12 protein-coding genes are annotated in these 18,073 nt (G+C 58.3%); 7 read left to right on the top strand and 5 right to left on the bottom strand.

The window, feature by feature from the left end; translation table 11 throughout:
- Both ABRZ28_RS04165 and ABRZ28_RS04160 read left to right on the top strand, forming a co-directional pair.
- The gene (locus ABRZ28_RS04165) at nucleotides 1-465 is read left to right on the top strand and encodes a MarR family winged helix-turn-helix transcriptional regulator (protein WP_319604393.1); all 465 of its coding nucleotides are present in this window, start codon (nucleotides 1-3) and stop codon (nucleotides 463-465) included.
- Nucleotides 462-2,747, top strand: coding sequence for an ATP-binding cassette domain-containing protein (locus tag ABRZ28_RS04160; RefSeq protein WP_330519558.1), 2,286 nt, complete (start codon nucleotides 462-464; stop codon nucleotides 2,745-2,747). The genes ABRZ28_RS04165 and ABRZ28_RS04160 overlap by 4 nt, the downstream gene beginning before the upstream one ends.
- A 44-nt stretch (nucleotides 2,748-2,791) precedes the next feature.
- Here ABRZ28_RS04160 and ABRZ28_RS04155 read toward each other — a convergent pair whose 3' ends face one another.
- Complete coding sequence (locus ABRZ28_RS04155; RefSeq protein ID WP_330519557.1) at nucleotides 2,792-3,739, bottom strand: Rpn family recombination-promoting nuclease/putative transposase; 948 nt, start codon at nucleotides 3,737-3,739, stop codon at nucleotides 2,792-2,794.
- 401 nt (nucleotides 3,740-4,140) lie between these two features.
- Here ABRZ28_RS04155 and fepB point away from each other — a divergent pair, with 401 nt between their 5' ends.
- The 4 genes from fepB (at nucleotide 4,141) to ABRZ28_RS04135 (ending at nucleotide 8,269) form a co-directional block, all read left to right on the top strand.
- Nucleotides 4,141-5,154 carry a Fe2+-enterobactin ABC transporter substrate-binding protein gene (gene fepB / locus ABRZ28_RS04150; RefSeq protein ID WP_330519556.1) on the top strand — a complete coding sequence of 338 codons (1,014 nt, stop codon included), beginning with the start codon at nucleotides 4,141-4,143 and terminating at the stop codon, nucleotides 5,152-5,154.
- A 212-nt stretch (nucleotides 5,155-5,366) separates the two neighbouring features.
- Complete coding sequence (fepD, locus tag ABRZ28_RS04145; RefSeq protein WP_319604768.1) at nucleotides 5,367-6,371, top strand: Fe(3+)-siderophore ABC transporter permease; 1,005 nt, start codon at nucleotides 5,367-5,369, stop codon at nucleotides 6,369-6,371.
- A gap of 11 nt (nucleotides 6,372-6,382) precedes the next feature.
- Nucleotides 6,383-7,417: an iron-enterobactin ABC transporter permease gene (gene fepG / locus ABRZ28_RS04140; protein ID WP_330519555.1), complete on the top strand. Its 1,035-nt coding sequence runs from the start codon at nucleotides 6,383-6,385 to the stop codon at nucleotides 7,415-7,417.
- Between the two features lie 24 nt (nucleotides 7,418-7,441).
- Nucleotides 7,442-8,269 (top strand): ABC transporter ATP-binding protein, encoded by an 828-nt coding sequence (locus tag ABRZ28_RS04135; RefSeq protein ID WP_330519554.1) that lies wholly within the window; start codon nucleotides 7,442-7,444, stop codon nucleotides 8,267-8,269.
- 32 nt (nucleotides 8,270-8,301) lie between these two features.
- Here ABRZ28_RS04135 and ABRZ28_RS04130 read toward each other — a convergent pair whose 3' ends face one another.
- Together ABRZ28_RS04130 and acnB are read right to left on the bottom strand one after the other, a co-directional pair.
- Nucleotides 8,302-9,369, bottom strand: a complete 1,068-nt coding sequence (locus tag ABRZ28_RS04130) for an alkene reductase (RefSeq protein WP_330519553.1) — start codon at nucleotides 9,367-9,369, stop codon at nucleotides 8,302-8,304.
- A 688-nt stretch (nucleotides 9,370-10,057) separates the two neighbouring features.
- Nucleotides 10,058-12,655 carry a bifunctional aconitate hydratase 2/2-methylisocitrate dehydratase gene (acnB, locus tag ABRZ28_RS04125; RefSeq protein ID WP_319604769.1) on the bottom strand — a complete coding sequence of 866 codons (2,598 nt, stop codon included), beginning with the start codon at nucleotides 12,653-12,655 and terminating at the stop codon, nucleotides 10,058-10,060.
- A gap of 424 nt (nucleotides 12,656-13,079) precedes the next feature.
- Here acnB and ABRZ28_RS04120 point away from each other — a divergent pair, with 424 nt between their 5' ends.
- Nucleotides 13,080-14,699, top strand: coding sequence for a methyl-accepting chemotaxis protein (locus ABRZ28_RS04120; protein WP_330519552.1), 1,620 nt, complete (start codon nucleotides 13,080-13,082; stop codon nucleotides 14,697-14,699).
- A 49-nt stretch (nucleotides 14,700-14,748) separates the two neighbouring features.
- Here ABRZ28_RS04120 and ABRZ28_RS04115 read toward each other — a convergent pair whose 3' ends face one another.
- Nucleotides 14,749-15,612, bottom strand: a complete 864-nt coding sequence (locus tag ABRZ28_RS04115; protein WP_319604588.1) for an alpha/beta hydrolase — start codon at nucleotides 15,610-15,612, stop codon at nucleotides 14,749-14,751.
- Nucleotides 15,613-15,738: 126 nt separating this feature from the next.
- Nucleotides 15,739-18,000: a TonB-dependent siderophore receptor gene (locus tag ABRZ28_RS04110; RefSeq protein ID WP_330519653.1), complete on the bottom strand. Its 2,262-nt coding sequence runs from the start codon at nucleotides 17,998-18,000 to the stop codon at nucleotides 15,739-15,741.
- Nucleotides 18,001-18,073 lie beyond the last annotated feature (73 nt).

Raw genomic sequence — 18,073 nt, 5'->3', positions numbered from 1 at the left:
ATGACCATACCAGACTCTTCCCGTTCGCCGGGAGCGTTAGAAAACGCCTTATCCAGACTGCAATGCGTCCTCGTCGCTCGTCGTTCCCGTTACACGCCGGAAACCGTAACCTGGGGACAGTACGATATCCTTGAGCTATTGCGCCTGCACGGCGCGGCGACGCCGACGCAGTTAAGCGAGCGGCTGGGTATTGCCCGAAGCGGCGTCTCCAAAGCCTTACGGGTGCTGAAAGATCTGGATCTGGTGACTCAGGCGTCCGCCGACGGCGATCGCCGCGAACAAGTTACGCTCCTGACCGAACACGGGCTGGACTTTCTGGCGCGCGCCGCGATTGGCCGTCAGGATGCGGCGCAACGGGTGATGGCGGCCCTGACGCCGGGCGAGCAGGCCATCTTCAGCGAATTATGCGACAAAGCCAGCGTAGCGCTGGAGAGTCCCGATCTGCATGAGACAAATCGCTCATGAGTCATGAAAAAACAGATTACCGGGATATTGAGATCATCGGCGCCCGTAACAATAATCTGCGTGATGTGAGCCTGAGCATCCCGAAACACCGCATCACCGTCTTCACCGGCGTATCCGGCTCCGGCAAGTCATCCCTGGTTTTTGACACCATCGCCGCCGAATCACAGCGGCAGCTTAACGAAAGCCATAGCGCTTTCGTCCGCCATCGGCTGCCGCACTACGGTCAGCCGCAGGCCGACGCCCTGCGCAACCTGCCCGCCTCCATCGTTGTCGACCAAAAGCCGTTAGGCGGCAACGCACGCTCTACCGTCGGCACCGTCACCGATATCCAACCGCTGTTGAGGCTGCTATTTTCACGGGCCGGGCAGCCGTTCGTCGGCTATGCCAACGTCTTTTCCTTTAATCATCCGCAGGGCATGTGTCCAACGTGCGAAGGATTGGGCGTCGTCAATCATCTCGATCTTGAGCGCTTGTTCGATCGCAGCAAGTCGCTGAATCAGGGGGCAATCCGCTTTTCCACCTTTGCCCCCGGGACTTTCCGCTGGAAACGTTACACCTGTTCCGGCCTGTTCGATTGCGACAAACCATTGAAGGATTACAGCGAAGCGGAATGGCAAATGTTGCTGTCCGCCGACGATCTGCCGGTGTCCCATCCTTTGCCGGGCTGGCCCGCCAGCGCGCGCTTTCAGGGCGTGCTGCCGCGCTTTCGCCGCGCCTATCTGGATCACGAACCCAGCCGACTGACGCAGGCGGAACGCCAAGGTCTGGCTCGCGTGCTCGTCCGCCAGACCTGCTCGGACTGCAATGGCGCGCGACTCAACCCAAGCATCCTGTCTTGTCGGATAGCGGGTCAATCCATTGCCGATTGCGCCGCCATGGAAGTATCCGATCTGTTGCCATTCATCCGCAGCATCAAGGCCGCGCCCGTCGCCACCGTGATCGCCGCCATCGCTGAGCGGCTGGAACAAATGGTCGCCATCGGGCTGGACTACCTGAGCCTGAATCGGGAAACCGCCAGCCTGTCCGGGGGAGAATCGCAGCGGGTAAAAATGGTGCGCCATCTGGGCAGCAGCCTGACCGATATCGCTTATATTTTCGATGAGCCCAGCGCGGGGCTGCATCCCCGCGACGTGCATCAGTTGAATACGTTGCTGCGCCGGCTGCGTGATAAAGGCAATACCGTGCTGGTGGTGGAACATGATCCGGACGTCATCGCCATTGCCGATCGGGTGGTGGATATGGGCCCGAAAGCCGGCGCGGAGGGAGGAAATATCGTCTATCAGGGAACGTATTCCGGTCTGCGTCGCGCTGATACGCTGACCGGCCGCTGTTTGTCCCGCCCGGCAAAGATCAAAACCAACGTTCGTCGCCCTACCGGCCAACTGTCATTGCACGATGTCTCGCTGTATAGCCTGAATCACCTTAGCGTCTCTGTGCCGACCGGCGTTTTCACCGTCGTGACCGGGGTCGCTGGCTCCGGCAAAAGTACGCTGGTCAATCGCCTGCTGCCCCGTTATTACCCGCATGCCGTCCTTATCGATCAACGCGCGCTGGGCGGGACGCGGCGTGCCTCCATCATCAGTTATCTTGGCGCGCTTGACCCGGTCAGAGCGCTGTTCGCCCGCACCAGCGGGAAACCGGCCGCTCTTTTCAGCCACAATGCGCAGGGCGCTTGCCCGTTATGCAAAGGGCTGGGCCAGGTGCAAACCGATCTGGCGTTTATGGACGATGTGGAAACGCCCTGTGAAGCCTGCGCAGGGACAGGATTCAATGAGGCGGCCCGAGCGGTGAATTGGCGCGGTTACAACATTGCCGGGGTATTGTCCTTACCGGTTATCGAAGCCGTGCATTATTTTTCCGGACAGGAAGATATCGTCGCGCCTTTACAACGCTTGGTACGCGTCGGGCTGGGATATATCCAACTCGGGCAACGGCTCACTACGCTTTCCGGCGGAGAACGCCAGCGTCTGAAGCTGGCCGCCCAACTGAAAGAAAACGGCAATCTGTATATTTTTGACGAACCGACCGCCGGGCTGCATATAGCGGATATTGAACGCCTGCTGAAGGTGTTCGATGATCTGACCCGAAAAGGGCATACCGTTATCGCCGTGGAACACAATCTGGCGGTAATCGCCCACGCCGACTGGCTGATCGAAATGGGACCCGGCGCAGGCAGACAAGGGGGAAAAATCATTTTCTCGGGAACGCCTGCGGACATGCTGGCCTCGCCCACATCGATTACCGCGCCGTTTCTGGGAAAATACGTTCGTCAACAGAGATAACGTCAAAATCAAGCGCACTATCAAGTCCTGCGGATGGCGAGCCGTCAGTTTTCGTTAGCGGAGAGCGCCAACTGCGCCATCTCCTCGTCGGAAAGCCGGGTAATTTGCTGAACCTGCTCGCGCGCCATGCCGGTCAGCAGTAACTGGCGCGCAATCTGCCGCGCGCTGGTTTTCATACCTTGCTCTATACCTTGTTCTATGCCTTGCTCTCTTCCCTGTATTACTCCGGCCTGCAACCCCTCTTCAAATCCAATTTGTTTCAGCTGCTGCGCAATCGTCATTATCTCCTCCCGATCCGTTGACAACGGCTCCGCCACTATTTCGATAAAATCGGCTGGTCTGGATGTATTGCCGGTTTGCGCGATGTAGTACAGCAACGCCTTTTTCTGCCTCAGCGGCACCTGCCAGCGTTCAAATAATAACCCGATATCTCGCGCCAGTTCCAGCATATCCCGCGTACGGATATGCTTTTGCACCAACTCCAGCAACGCCGCCCGCCGGTGGGTTTTAATCTCCTCATCAGAAGTCACAGTCAGATCAATCAGCGGAAAAGCCTTGCTGTATATCCGGGTCGCCAAAACCGGATCATCAAAGGCATCCAGCCAGCGCAGGCTGTACGGATACGGACTGCGTTCTCCCTGATAGAACAGCAGCGGCACCACCAGCGGCAACTGATCATGGCCCTGTTCAAGATGTTGCTGCATCGCCGCCAGACAGTAACGAATCAGGCGGAATGCCATCATGTTTTCCGGTTTGCTCTGATGCTCAATCAAACAGTAGATATAGCCGGTTCCGGCAGTGGTTTGCAGCGAATAGAGCATATCGGATACCCGGGCGCGCAGCGCTTCATCCACAAACGAGGCTGACTCCAGTTGCAGCGTGTTGAAATCGCAGCGTTCACCTATATCCGGCGGCAGATGGATGGACAGAAAATCCCGCGCCACAGCAATATCGCTGAGAAAAAGTTTGAATACCTTATCATGTGATTGCATGTCGTCCCTGGCGAATGGCGTCCCTAAAAACGCCACGATAGCGCCTGCCGCTCGCGGGTAAAGGTAATACGCCCCACCCTGCAAACACGCTCGCAAGAAAAAATTTCCGGGAGAAATTTTTAACGTCGCTTGCGACGACCCAAAGGGTGGCGGGCAGGGATAGCCCGCTATAAAAAATTGCCAGGAGCAATTTTTAACGTTGCTTGCGACGGCCCGAAGGGTGGCGGGCAGGGATAGCCCGCTATAAAAAATTGCCAGGAGCAATTTTTAACGTCGCAGGTGACGACCCGAAGGGCTCGTTTCCCCGGCATGCCGTCACGTATTGTTGTATATGAGAAGCATTACCGCTAACCTCCTCTACCACATCCGTTATTCGCAGTCCGTAAAGGAGTCATACGGCTATGCAAAAAGGTCGGCAGCATATTTATAACCTATTCGTGCTGGTATTCGGTTTGTTGGTCAGCATGCTTATCAGCGGCTGCGACACGCAGGACGCCTCGCCGCCGGCATCCGCCGGCCAGCCTCATGACGGCTGGCCCCGAACCGTACAGACCCTCAAAGGCCCGCTGACGCTGCAACAGCCGCCACAGCGGATTGTCTCCACCAGCGTAACCATCAGCGGAACGCTACTCGCCATCAATGCGCCGCTGATTGGCTCTGGCGCCACCAGCCCGCGCAGCGCGGTGGCGGATAGTCAGGGATTCTTTTCGCAGTGGAGTCAGCAGGCCAAAGAACGCGGCGTAAAACCGCTTTACGTCACGGAGCCGAACGCCGAAGCCATCGCCGCCACGGCGCCCGACCTGATCGTCATTGCCGCCACCGGAGGGGATTCGGCGCTCAAGCTGTACGAGCAATTGTCCGCGATCGCCCCGACGCTGGTCATCGATTACGGCGATAAAAGCTGGCAACAGTTGGCGCAGCAGCTTGGCGAGGTAACCGGTCATGAGGCCGATGCGCAACGTATCGTTAGCCAGTTCGAACAGCGGGTGCTCGCCGTCAAACAGGCCATTCAACTGCCGCCGCAGCCGGTTTCCGCGCTGGTGTACTATGAGGACGGCCGCGGCGTGAATCTCTGGACCGGCGCATCGGCGCAAGGACAGTTGCTGAAAGAATTGGGATTTCAGCTCGCCGCGCTGCCGAAGGGGATCAAAGCGGAAACCTCGCAGGGCAAGCGTCAGGATATTATCCAAATCTCCGGCGAGAACATGGCCGATAGCCTTAACGGCAAATCGTTGCTGCTGTTTTCCGCGGACGAGAGAACGGTTTATAAAGTGATAGGCAATCCTTTCCTTAGCCACCTGGAACCAGTGGTGAAAAATCACGTGTGGGCTCTGGGATTGGATACCTTCCGGCTGGATTATTACAGCGCCAATAACATGCTGGATAGCATTGAGCGTTATTTCCCCAAGTCTTAGCCGCCGATTCCCGCTGCCGGACCATCGCAGCGCGCCGGGGATTATGCCCGTGGCCGAACCCCGGCGCAGCCAAACACCGGGTTTAGGTCAATGTATTTGCTGAATGACGCGTGCTAGCATAGTTATAATGATAATAATTATTATATTTATTCTTTAATGAAGGGAGCGCTCATTGCGTGATGTCATATCCCCATCCTGAAGCCGTCAAGAATATGTCGAGTCCTTCCAATCCCCCTGGCATAAGACGCTTATCCGGCATCATCCTGTGTCTGACGCTTATCGCCGTCAGCGCCGTCGCCAGCCTGATGCTCGGCGCCAAACCCATTTCGCCGGAAGTAGTCTGGATGAGCCTGACCGGACAGATCGACAATGCGGACAGCACCATTATTCTTCACGCCCGGCTGCCGCGTACGCTGGCGGGTATTATCGTCGGTATGGCGCTAGGCGGCGCGGGCGCGGTAATTCAGGCGCTGACGCGCAATCCGCTTGCCGATCCCGGCATCCTCGGCGTCAACGCCGGCGCCAGCTTCGCCATCGTGATCGGCATTACCTGGTTCGGCATTCATGGCATGGCCGCCTGGCTCGGATTCGCCTGGCTGGGCGTACTGGCGGCCAGCCTGATGGTCTGGATCATCGGCACGCTCAGCGGCGGCCGTATCAATCCCGTTCGCTTAACGCTGGCCGGCGTGGCGTTAAGCGCCGTCCTGACGGGCCTCACCTCATCAATCTCACTGCTGAATCCCGATGCGTTCGACCAGATGAGAATCTGGGAAGCCGGCACGCTGGATATTCGCTCCCTGCGCCATATCGCCCTGGTCACGCCGACCATCTTGCTGGGCTGCGGACTGGCGCTGGCGGCATCCCGCTCGCTGAATGCGCTCAGCATGGGGGAAGATGTCGCGACCGCGCTAGGCACCCGCGTGGCGCTGATACGTGTGGTCGCGGTGCTGGCGATCATGCTGATGTGCGGTTCCGCCACCGCGCTGGTCGGGCCGATTGGTTTTGTCGGGCTGATGATCCCGCATATCGCCCGCTGGTGGGCGGGGCCGGATCAGCGCTGGATTCTGATCTATTCCCTGCTATTTGCGCCGGTGCTGCTGCTGTGCGCCGATATCACCGGCCGTTTACTGGTTCCCGGCGAATTGCGGGTGTCGATTGTCACCGCCTTCATCGGCGCGCCCGTGCTGATCTGGCTGGTTCGTCGGCGCAAAGTGTAAGGAAACGCAATATGAACACCAGAACCCAGCGCCTCCGTGGCCCGTCGGGAAATCGCTATGGCCGCCTGCCGCTGCGCGTGCTGACCATCAACAGTATACTGCTGCTGTTAAGCCTGCTGCTGCTTACCCTGGCGGTTAGCCTCGGCACCTTGTCCTTGTCGCCGTTCGACGTCTGGCGGGCCTTCACCGGTCATGGCGAGCCCGGCGTCGTCACCGTCGTCACGCAGTGGCGCGCGCCCCGGGCGATTGTCGCGCTGTTGCTTGGCGCCGCGCTGGGCGTCAGCGGCGCGATTTTCCAGTCGATTATCCGTAACCCGCTGGGCAGCCCGGATATCATCGGGTTTAATTCCGGCGCCTATACCGGCGCGTTGCTGGTTATCATTCTGCTGCACGGCAGCGACTACCAGATCGCCAGCGGCGCGATGCTGGGCGGCATCGCCACCGCGGCATTGGTCTATCTGCTGGCCTGGCGCGGCGGTATCGTCGGCTTTCGCTTAATTATCGTCGGCATCGCCATCAGCGCGATTCTGGTTGCATTCAATACCTGGCTTATCATTACCGGCGCGTTGGAAAGCGTGATGACGGCGGCGCTATGGGGAACCGGATCGCTCAATGGCATGACCTGGACGAAAATCCGGCCCGCCCTGTTTATCATTCCCCTGGCCATCGTCGCCGCGCTGCTAATGGGAAAACGGCTGCAACTGCTGGAGATGGGCGACGACAGCGCCAGGTCGCTTGGCGTTAACGCCGAGGCCAGCCGTCTGTGGCTGATGCTGTTCGGCATCAGTCTGACCGCCGTGGCCACCGCCACCGCCGGACCGATATCCTTTATCGCGCTTGCCGCGCCGCAGATAGCCCGGCGCATGACCCGCGCCAGCGGAACGCCGTTGTTCTCCGCCGCGATGGTCGGCGCCATCTTGCTGCTGGCGGCGGATATTACCGCCCAGAACGCCTTTGCCGATATTCAGCTTCCGGTGGGCGCGGTGACGGTCAGCATCGGCGGAATTTATCTGATTTGGCTGCTGATCCGTGAAGCTCGTCGTTAACCATCCTGAAGGGTAATCATATTGATGACGCATCTCTTGCATGCTAACAACCTGACGCTCGCGTACGATAAAAAAATCATCGCGCAAGCATTGAGCGTCGCAATCCCGGATAATCAATTCAGCGTGATTATCGGCCCTAACGCCTGCGGCAAATCCACCCTGCTGCGGGCGCTGTGCCGACTACTGAAACCGCTGTCGGGCGAGGTGCTGCTGGACGGTAAAAATATCCGCCAACTTCCCACCAAAGCGCTGGCCCGGCAAATCGGCCTGCTGCCGCAGCAGGCCATCGTGCCGGATAACATCACGGTGGCGGACCTGGTGGCGCGCGGACGTTATCCTCATCAAAGCCTGCTGCGACAGTGGAATACCGCGGATCAGGAGGCGGTGGAACAGGCGATGCGCGCCACCAACGTGCATGCTCTGGCCGAACGCAGCGTGGATGAGTTATCCGGCGGGCAGCGCCAGCGGGTCTGGATAGCCATGGTGCTGGCGCAGCAAACGCCGCTGTTGTTGCTGGACGAACCCACCACCTGGCTGGATATGGCGCACCAGATTGACCTGCTCGACCTGTTTCGCGATCTGCACCAACAGCATGGCCGCACGCTGGTGGCGGTGCTGCACGATCTGAATCAGGCCTGCCGTTACGCCGATCATCTGATCGTCATGCGCGACGGCAAGATTATGGCGCAGGGGAAACCCGCCGAGATTATCAGCGCCGAACTGATCAAACAGGTGTTCGGCATGTCGTGCATCATCGTTGACGACCCGGTGTCCCATACGCCGCTGATTGTACCCTGCGGGCGCTACCATCCGGTGCCGGATAACATCGGCGACCTGAAGCCGACCGCCTAGGCGGTCGCTCAGAAAAAACGGCGGGACGACGCTTAGCCTTCGGTCTGCTCCAGCGTCGGGTAGTCGGTGTATCCGGTAGCGTCGGCGCTGTAGATGGTCGCGCTATTCAGCGCATTCAACGGCGCATCACGACGAAAACGCGCCGCCAGATCCGGATTGGCGATATACAGCCGGCCGAAAGACACCGCATCCGCTTCACCGTTGGCGATCAGTTGCTCGGCAGACTCCCGCGTCAGACCGTCATTGGCAATCAGCGCGCCGGCAAACCGTTCGCGAATCAGCGGCAGAATGCGGTTAGGCGTCTCCAGCGTCTCACGGACGAAGATAAACGCCAGATGCCGCTCATTCAATTGTTCGGCCACATAGCCGAATAGCGCCTGCGGATTGGAATCCTGCACGGAATGGGTGTCGGACATGGTGTTCAGATGCACCCCTACCCGATCCGCCGGCCAGACCTCCAGTATCGCATCCACCGTCTCCAGCAGGAAACGGGCGCGATTGGCGATGGAGCCGCCATATTGGTCCGTTCGTTTATTGGAGCCGTCATGCAGGAATTGATCGAACAGATAGCCATTGGCGGCATGGATTTCCACGCCGTCAAAGCCGGCGCGTTCGGCATTTACCGCCGCCTGACGGAAATCCGCCACCAGTCCGGCGATTTCCGCCGTTTCCAGCGCGCGCGGCACCACATACGGTTTATACGGACGGATGGTGGCGACATGGCCTTCCGGCGCAATGGCGCTGGGCGCGACCGGCAATTCGCCATCCAGATAAAGCGGATCGGAAATACGCCCGACGTGCCATAGCTGAATCACCGTTTTTCCGCCGGCCTGATGCACCGCGTCATTAATCTTTTTCCAGCTTGCGATCTGCGCTTCCGACCAGATGCCCGGCGTATTGGGATACCCCACCGCTTGCGGCGTGATGGCGGTGGCTTCGGTCAAAATCAGACCGGCGCTGGCCCGCTGAACGTAGTATTCCAGCGACAGCGCGCCGGGAATGCGTTGTTCAAAAGCGTGCATACGGGTGAGCGGCGCCATAACAAGACGATTGGATAACGGAATGGCGCCGATCTTGATCGGATCAAATAAACTTGGCATAGCATTTTCCTTACGGCTTAACCCAGATGAGTTATCAGAGACCTTATCGATAATATGAGACCACCACGAGCCATATATTGAGCAAATACGCCGGGGAAGGCACGCCATTGCGTGCGGGATCGTCATACCATTAGGCACTAATCCAGTAACGGAAAGTTATATGCGGCTACGGAGGAAGGTAAAAGAGGCCTGACGGCCTCTGAGATTGCTGATTGAAGTTTGGCGCAAGGGTGTGATGACCCCCTCCCGGCCTCCCCCTTGTCAGCTGTCTCTTAGTCACATTTTTATGCGGACTCAGAGGCAGTTTCGTGCGCCACAATGCCGCCATTTCCATGCTACGTCGTAGCACGCGCCCGACATAGGGGGCTCAAGCGCCAGCCCCCTATGAACCTGGGCTTGCGGCTAAATTATGCCGCTGCGCGGTGCCATCGGTGTTCTTGACCGCTATTCGAGCCGCCAGTGACGCGTTCCCGACGCGGCACTGGCTTTCGCCGCATCCATGCGGCTCGCTCGGCGGCCAAGTCCACCGCTGCATAATTTTTTACGCCGCGTAACAACCAACCCCGTCAGCACTCCCGTATTTGTGTATAAGAGACAGCTTGTCAGGGGGAGGGGCATTCTCCCTCCCCTGCGAAGGGGAGGGCCGGGGTGGGGTCAGGGTCATCAGGCAGAAACCGACTATCGCGATTTACACCGCGGTCTGGAAAATCACCCCGTCCGCTTTCTCGGTATACTGATCCAGACGGTCAAAATTCAGATAGCGGTAGGTATCCAGCGCGGTTTTATCCACCTGCTCCATGTAGGTCTGGTATTCATCCGGCGTCGGCAGACGTCCCAGCAGCGAAGCCACCGCCGCCAGCTCCGCGGAAGCCAGATAAACATTGGCGCCGGTTCCCAAACGGTTCGGGAAGTTGCGCGTCGAAGTGGAGACCACCGTCGCGCCGTCGGCCACGCGCGCCTGGTTGCCCATACACAGCGAGCAGCCGGGGATCTCGATACGCGCCCCGCTCTTGCCGAACACGCTGTAGTAGCCCTCTTCGGTCAGCTGCGCGGCATCCATTTTGGTCGGCGGCGCTACCCACAGGCGGGTCGGCAACTGGCCCTTATGGCTATCCAGCAGTTTACCGGCGGCGCGGAAGTGACCGATATTGGTCATACAGGAACCGATAAACACTTCATCGATCTTCTCGCCGGCCACCTCGGACAGCAGACGCGCATCGTCCGGATCGTTCGGCGCGCAGAGGATCGGCTCTTTGATTTCCGCCAGATCGATATCGATCACCGCGGCGTATTCCGCATCCTCGTCCGCTTCCAGCAATTGCGGATCGGCCAGCCATTTTTCCATCCCCTGGATGCGTCGCTCCAGCGTACGACGATCGCCATACCCTTCGGAAATCATCCACTTCAACAGCACGATGTTGGAGTTCAGATACTCGATGATCGGCGCTTTATCCAGCTTGATGGTACAACCGGCGGCGGAACGCTCCGCCGAGGCGTCGGTCAGTTCGAACGCCTGCTCCACCTTCAGATCCGGCAACCCTTCGATCTCCAGGATACGTCCGGAGAAAATGTTCTTTTTGCCTTTCTTCTCGACGGTCAGCAGCCCTTGCTTAATCGCATACAGCGGGATCGCGTGTACCAGATCGCGCAGGGTGATGCCCGGTTGCATCTTGCCTTTAAAGCGCACCAGCACGGATTCCGGCATATCCAGCGGCATCACGCCGGTGGCGGCGGCAAACGCCACCAGCCCGGAGCCGGCCGGGAAGGAGACGCCGATCGGGAAGCGGGTATGGGAGTCGCCGCCGGTGCCGACGGTATCCGGCAGCAGCATGCGGTTAAGCCAGGAGTGGATCACCCCATCTCCCGGACGCAGCGATACCCCGCCGCGGTTCATAATGAAGTCGGGCAGCGTATGGTGCGTCGTCACATCCACCGGCTTCGGATAAGCGGCGGTGTGGCAGAACGACTGCATCACCAGATCGGCCGAGAAACCCAGGCAGGCCAGATCTTTCAGCTCATCACGGGTCATCGGCCCGGTGGTATCCTGAGAACCGACGGAGGTCATTTTCGGCTCGCAATACTCGTTCGGACGAATACCATCGACGCCGCAGGCGCGACCCACCATTTTCTGCGCCAGCGAGAAGCCTTTGTTGCTGTCGGCCACCGCTTTCGCCACCCGGAATACGTCGCTGTTCGGCAATCCCAGGGATTCACGCGCTTTTGACGTCAGCCCGCGGCCGATAATCAACGGAATACGGCCGCCGGCGCGCACTTCATCCAGCAGCACGTCGGTTTTCAGTTCGAAGGTCGCCAGCACCTCGCCGGTATCATGGCGGCGGACTTCGCCCTGATAGGGATAGATATCAATCACATCGCCCATGTTCAGATCGCCGACATCCACCTCAATCGGCAATGCGCCGGCATCTTCCATGGTGTTGAAGAAGATCGGCGCGATTTTGCCGCCCAGCACCACCCCGCCGGCGCGTTTATTCGGCACATGGGGAATGTCGTCGCCCATGAACCACAACACGGAGTTGGTGGCGGATTTACGGGAAGAACCGGTGCCGACCACGTCGCCGACATAGGCCAGCGGGAAGCCTTTCTTATTCAGCGCTTCAATCTGTTTGATCGGGCCGACCACGCCAGGCTGATCGGGTTCGATGCCTTCGCGGGCGTTTTTCAGCATCGCCAGCGCGTGCAGCGGAATATCCGGGCGCGACCAGGCATCCGGCGCCGGCGACAGGTCATCGGTGTTGGTTTCGCCGGTCACCTTGAAGACGGTAACGGTAATTTTTTCCGCCAGGGCGGGACGGGAAAGGAACCACTCGGCGTCGGCCCAGGACTGAATCACCTGCTTCGCATAGGCGTTGCCGGCTTTGGCCTTTTCTTCCACGTCATAGAAGTTGTCAAACATCAGCAGCGTGTGCGACAGCGCTTTCGCGGCAATCGGCGCCAGCGCGTCGCTGTCCAGCGCATCAATCAGGGGATGAATATTATAACCGCCCTGCATGGTGCCGAGCAGTTCAACGGCTTTTTCAGGATCGATCAACGGGGAAGAGGCTTCGCCTTTGGCAATGGCGGCCAGAAAGCCGGCTTTAACGTATGCCGCTTCATCAACGCCGGGGGGAACACGATTAATCAGCAGATCCAGTAAAACGTCCTCTTCGCCGGCCGGCGGATGTTTTAATGACTCAACCAGCGCCGCCATCTGTACGGCGTCCAACGGCTTGGGAACAATTCCCTGTGCAGCCCGCTCGGCCACGTGCTTACGATATTCTTCTAGCACGACTTTCTCCTCGCTCTCATTGTCTTCATTATGCCCGGTGCTCTTGTCCCAGATTCTAATGTTCATGCCGGTATTCCGGCACGGGATGTAAGGTAAGAGAGCGCCCGGTTCAGCCTTGTCAGCATATCAGAATTTGAATTGAATGTTAATTAATTAACACAATCGCAACATTACATTAATTTTAACCGCCGGATATCACGCGGATCCGATAACGACCAACGTCCGAAGATTAACATGTTAGCGGTAAAATCGACCATAAATTATGGCGCTATCAAGCCGCGGCTGAAGCCGTCCCGCGCGGCGGCAATGAGCGGTATGCAGGGAATAACGACCTGAACGCCATAATAAATCAATATGCAAACTATTCGCCCGCTTGCCGATAGTTTCCTAATGGGCAGGTTGATATCAACGCTTGGGAGTGCATATGTCCTTTTTACGGAATGTTACGATCAGAAAGGTTTTGTTGGTTATTCTCAGTCTTTTTCTACTGCTGTGGGGCGGCGTATCGTGGTTTACGCTGTCATCGCTTAATCAGGCTACCCATTACCTGACGCTCGGCAATACGCAGGTGGCGTCCTTAAATACCCTGACGAACGGCACCGATCAGGCGCTGCGCTCGGTGATCCGCATTAACCGGGCAATGACGCTGATGCAAAGCGGCAAACTGGATGATATCGACGCCACCGTGACATCGGCCGATACCGCGCTGAAAAGCAGTCAGGAGAATCTCGAAAAATTCAAAGGTCAGGCTCATACCAACATCGATCGGCTCATCGTCGATGAGGTCGTCGCCTCATGGAGCAAACTGATCGATCAGGGTCTACAGCCGATGATGACCGCCCTGCTGGAGAAAAGATTCGCCGAATACCGACGGTTGTTCCGCGACGATTTTCAAGCATTGAACGAAGCGTTTATCGCCGCGGCGGGCAACTATCAGACTATCGCCTCGGATAACGCCACCGTACAACACGTCTATACGCTGGTCGACTGGTGTAAAAAGATCCTGATTGCGGCGATGATCGCGGGCGTCGTCATTCTGCTGCTGACCGATCGCTACCTGACGGGCTTTATCGTCAAGCCTCTGGTGCGCATCCGGGATCATTTCCGCACGCTGGCTGAGGGAAAATTGGATCATGCGCTGGAAGACTTCGGCCGTAATGATGCCGGACAGTTAATCCCCTATCTGCGCGACATGCAGGAGAGCCTGAAAATCACGGTGACCACCATTCGCAACAGCGCGGATTCCATTTATCAGGGCGCGGCGGAGATCAGCGCAGGCAACAACGACCTCTCTTCTCGCACCGAACAGCAGGCCGCCGCGTTGCAGGAAACCGCCGCCAGCATGGAACAATTGGGTACCACGGTAAAACATAATACCGACAATGTGCATCAGGCTACCGGGCTGGCGGAGAAAGCTACCTCGGTGGCGAAGCAGAGCTGGGAAATGGGGCGCGAACTCGGCGAGATCATGGGTAGCATCGCCACCAGCTCGCGTAAAATCAATGAAATCACCGGTATGATCAACAGCATCGCCTTCCAGACCAATATTCTGGCGCTGAACGCCGCCGTCGAAGCCGCGCGCGCCGGCGAGCAGGGGCGCGGATTCGCCGTGGTGGCCGGCGAAGTGCGTAATCTGGCGCAGAAAAGCGCTCAGGCGGCGAAAGAGATTGAAGGACTGATTGCGGAATCCGTCGAGCGTGTGGATGCGGGCGCCAAACAGGTGGCGCGCACCGGCAACGTGATGGATGACGTGATTACCTCCATCAAACAGGTGAACGATCTGATGGCGGAGATCGCCGCCGCCTCGGACGAACAGAGCCAGGGCATCAGCCAGGTCAGTCAGGCGGTGACGGAAATGGACGGCGTGACGCAACAGAACGCCTCGCTGGTGGAACAATCGGCCGCCGCGGCCGCCTCGCTGGAAGAACAGGCGCGCCAGTTAATGCAGGCCGTCGCCATTTTCCAACTGGAGCAGCAGCAAACGCACGGCGAGGTAAAATCAAACGCGCAGGCGGTGCCGCAACTGGCGGCGACGGTATCCTGAGCGCAGGGCGTCATGCGCGGGCGATAATCGCCGGTCTTGCGGCCGGGCATTATTCGCCCGCGGGCAAATCCTGTTGAAAATGGGTACGCAGCGCATGCTGTAACGCGAACAAGGGCGCGGATTGATGCGACTGTTGCGGATAGATATCCAGCGTTACGCGTAAATTGGGCGAACGTTTTTGCAACGTCCAGGCCAGTTCCCGGATCCCGTCGACCATCCGCCGCTGATGACGATGCTGACGCAACGCCTGACGCTGAGCGTCCGGCAAACCCAACTCCCAGCGCTCCAGAGACTGTTCATATTCTCCCACCGACAGCGCCAGACTGATCGGCCGCATCCTTTGTAATGCACTGGTTGCCAGAAAGGGTTCGACCTGCTGCATAAGATAGCCGCCATTCCACCAGACGGACGGGCTGGAGGCATAAAAATGCTGAAATGCGTTTGGCGCGGCAAACAGCGTATCGACGGTAAACAAACCGCCGTAGGAATGGCCGAACAGGGCTTCGCGCCGGCTGTCGACGGCATAGCCGGCGGCGATAAAAGGTTTTAACTCCGCCTGCATAAAGCGACGGAACCCTGCCGCATCGCCCGCCATGCCGGACGGATAATAACCGCCCGCCGGGTTTGCCTCCGGCACGATGCGTGCGACGGCGGGACGATAGTCCCGTTCGCGTCGGGTCGGCCCTTCATAATCCAACGCGACGATAATCCCCGGCGTCATGCCGCAGCGCGGGCCGGCCAGCGCATCCATCAGCGACACGGCGACGGGGAAATAGCGGGCGCCGTCCAGCAGGTAGATTACCGGCCATCCCTGCGGCGGCGGCGCGCTTGCAGGGCAAAAAGAGAGCACGCGATAGCGCCCGCATGCCGCCGAATCGAATATTTCATCACGAGTATTGCGTAGCTGGTACACCCATCCTCCCTTATTTCTTCTTATTATTTATGCCGACGACCGCGCTGCCAAATAAAAAATCCGGTGTGGAATACCCGCACCGGAAACGATCATGTGATTCCCCTGGCGCTGGTCGCCCGGCGTCGCTTAGAAGCGCGTGTTCAGACTAACGAAAAAGGTTCTGCCCGGTTCGTTATAGGTGGCTGCGCCCGCGCCGGCGATATTATTCACCCCCTGCGCGTTGCCGGCGCGGAACTGGCGCTTGTCCAGCAGATTGTCCACGCCGCCTGTTACGCTCACATATTTATTAAATTCATAGGTGGTGCTCAGACCGAATAACGCATATGGACTGAGTTCATCACTGGCGCTGCCGGTCACCCGGTTGCCGTTATAGTCATACTTTTTAGGTTTCTGCCGACCATACCAGGTGACATCCGCCAGGAAGGAAAGCTGTTCCGTCGCCTGCCATTCAACCGATGAGTTCAGAGTAAACTCCGGCGTGATGGAGAGATAATCGCCGGTGGTTTTATTTTTCGATTCCAGCATCCACGTCAGATTGTTACGCCAGTTGATGCTCTCCGTTACCGGAACGTTCAGGCTACCTTCCAGCCCCTGCACCACCGCTTTCGGGATATTTCCCCATTGGAAAATATTGGCATTGGCGTAAGCGGGATTGCTTCCTCCGACGGCCTGACCAATCGGCGACAAGCCGGACTCAATCTTATTGCGGTAATCATTGTGGAAATAGGTAATGCCCGCCGTCAAGCCGTTGCGGTGGAACTCCAGACCAATCTCTTTATTCAGACTGGTTTCCGCTTTCAAATCTTCATTGCCGAGCAGGTAACAGCTCTGTGAGCTGCCGCCGTAACACCCCTGGCCGCGGCTGTAGAGGATATAGTTAGGGTTGGTCTGATACAGGTTCGGCGCCTTGTAAGCCCGGGCGATACCCAGCTTCAGGGTGTAATCCTCTCCCAGTTCCTGAGACAGGTTCAATGACGGACTCCAGTTGGTGCCCGCCGAGCTATGGTGATCGAGACGCAGCGCCGGCGTCAGCGCCGTGCTTGGCGTCAGTTGGATATTGTCCTCTACAAACGCCGACGCCAGACGGGCGGATGTCTTGTCGCTGCGCCCGCTGCTGCTCAGCGAACCAATGCTGCCGGCTTCAGTGGTGGTCTGCGTATTCGACACCGGATCCTTCATTTTCTGCTCGTTCCACTCGATGCCGATGGTCGCCACCTGATCGAATAGCGCATTAAACGGAATATTGACCTCATTATGCGCAGTAAAACTATTCAACTTGATGGTATTAAACGCATCAGGCGACAAGAAGATCCCTTCTGTACCGCCGGCTAATCCTTCCAGAATACGGGTATTGTGGGTGCGTTCATATTGCAGATATGACATTGAACTGACGCCGCTGTCCCAATAGCCGCGGTGCGTAATCGCAAAGTTCTGCCGGTACATGCGATTGGTTTCTTTGCCGTAATTGCTGAGAACATTGGCATTGCTATTGGTATTTTGGCTATCGCCCGCATAGATATTGCCCTGACGGCTGACGCCCGCTTCAAACTCCAGCGACTGCTGTTTGGTGATATCCCAGCGCAGCAGGCCGTTAATGTCTTTATTACGCACCCCTTCCCGACCGGCGGGCAGAGAATTGATCTGATTGCCGGTGCGCTCGGACTGATGCCCTTCATTGATATCTCTGGCATCGGCCTGGGTTTTATTCAGATTACCGTACAAACGAAAGCTCAGATTATCGGTCAGGCCGCCCATCAGGCTGAAATCGGTGCGTTTGGTGGCGCCTTCCGACTTATGCTGCGGCGCGTTCAGATAGGTATTCCAACTGCCGTGCAGCTCCTGCGTCGGCTGTTTGGTGATGATATTGACCACCCCGCCCGCGGCGCCGTTGCCGTAGCGCGCCGCCGCCGGGCCGCGCAGCACCTCGATGCGCTCCACCATATCGGCCGGCACCCAGTTGGTGTCGCCGCGCGTATCGCGTTCGCCGCGCCAGCCATAGCGCACCGCATTGCGGCTGGAAACCGGTTTGCCGTCCACCAGAATCAACGTATTTTCCGGCCCCATGCCGCGAATATCGATCTGGCGATTGTTCCCGCGCTGTCCGCTGGTGGAGTTCCCGGTAAGGTTCACCCCCGGCATGGTGCGGATCAGTTCCGACAGATCGTTGGCCGGCGGACGCCTGGCGATATCTTGCGCGGTGATCACCGACACGCCCGGCGCCTGACGGGTCTGCTCCGCGGCAGTGACCACGATGGTGTCGTCAGCGTCCGATGCGGTCTCCTGCTGGGTTTGCTGGGTAGCGGCCGTATCGGCCCATGTCATGAACGGCGTTGTCGAACAGCTCAAGCCGATAAGCGTCGCCAGGTAGTGACGTGGTGGTAATCTCATCATCTAAAATCGCCCTGTAGAATCATAATTGGAAAGACGGCGGATGTTGAATGGCGCAGGCAAGCTTCATTTA

The sequence above is a fragment of the Brenneria sp. g21c3 genome, from assembly GCF_040240345.1.
GTDB lineage: Bacteria > Pseudomonadota > Gammaproteobacteria > Enterobacterales > Enterobacteriaceae > Brenneria.
This window is presented reverse-complemented; position numbering and strand designations above follow the sequence as displayed.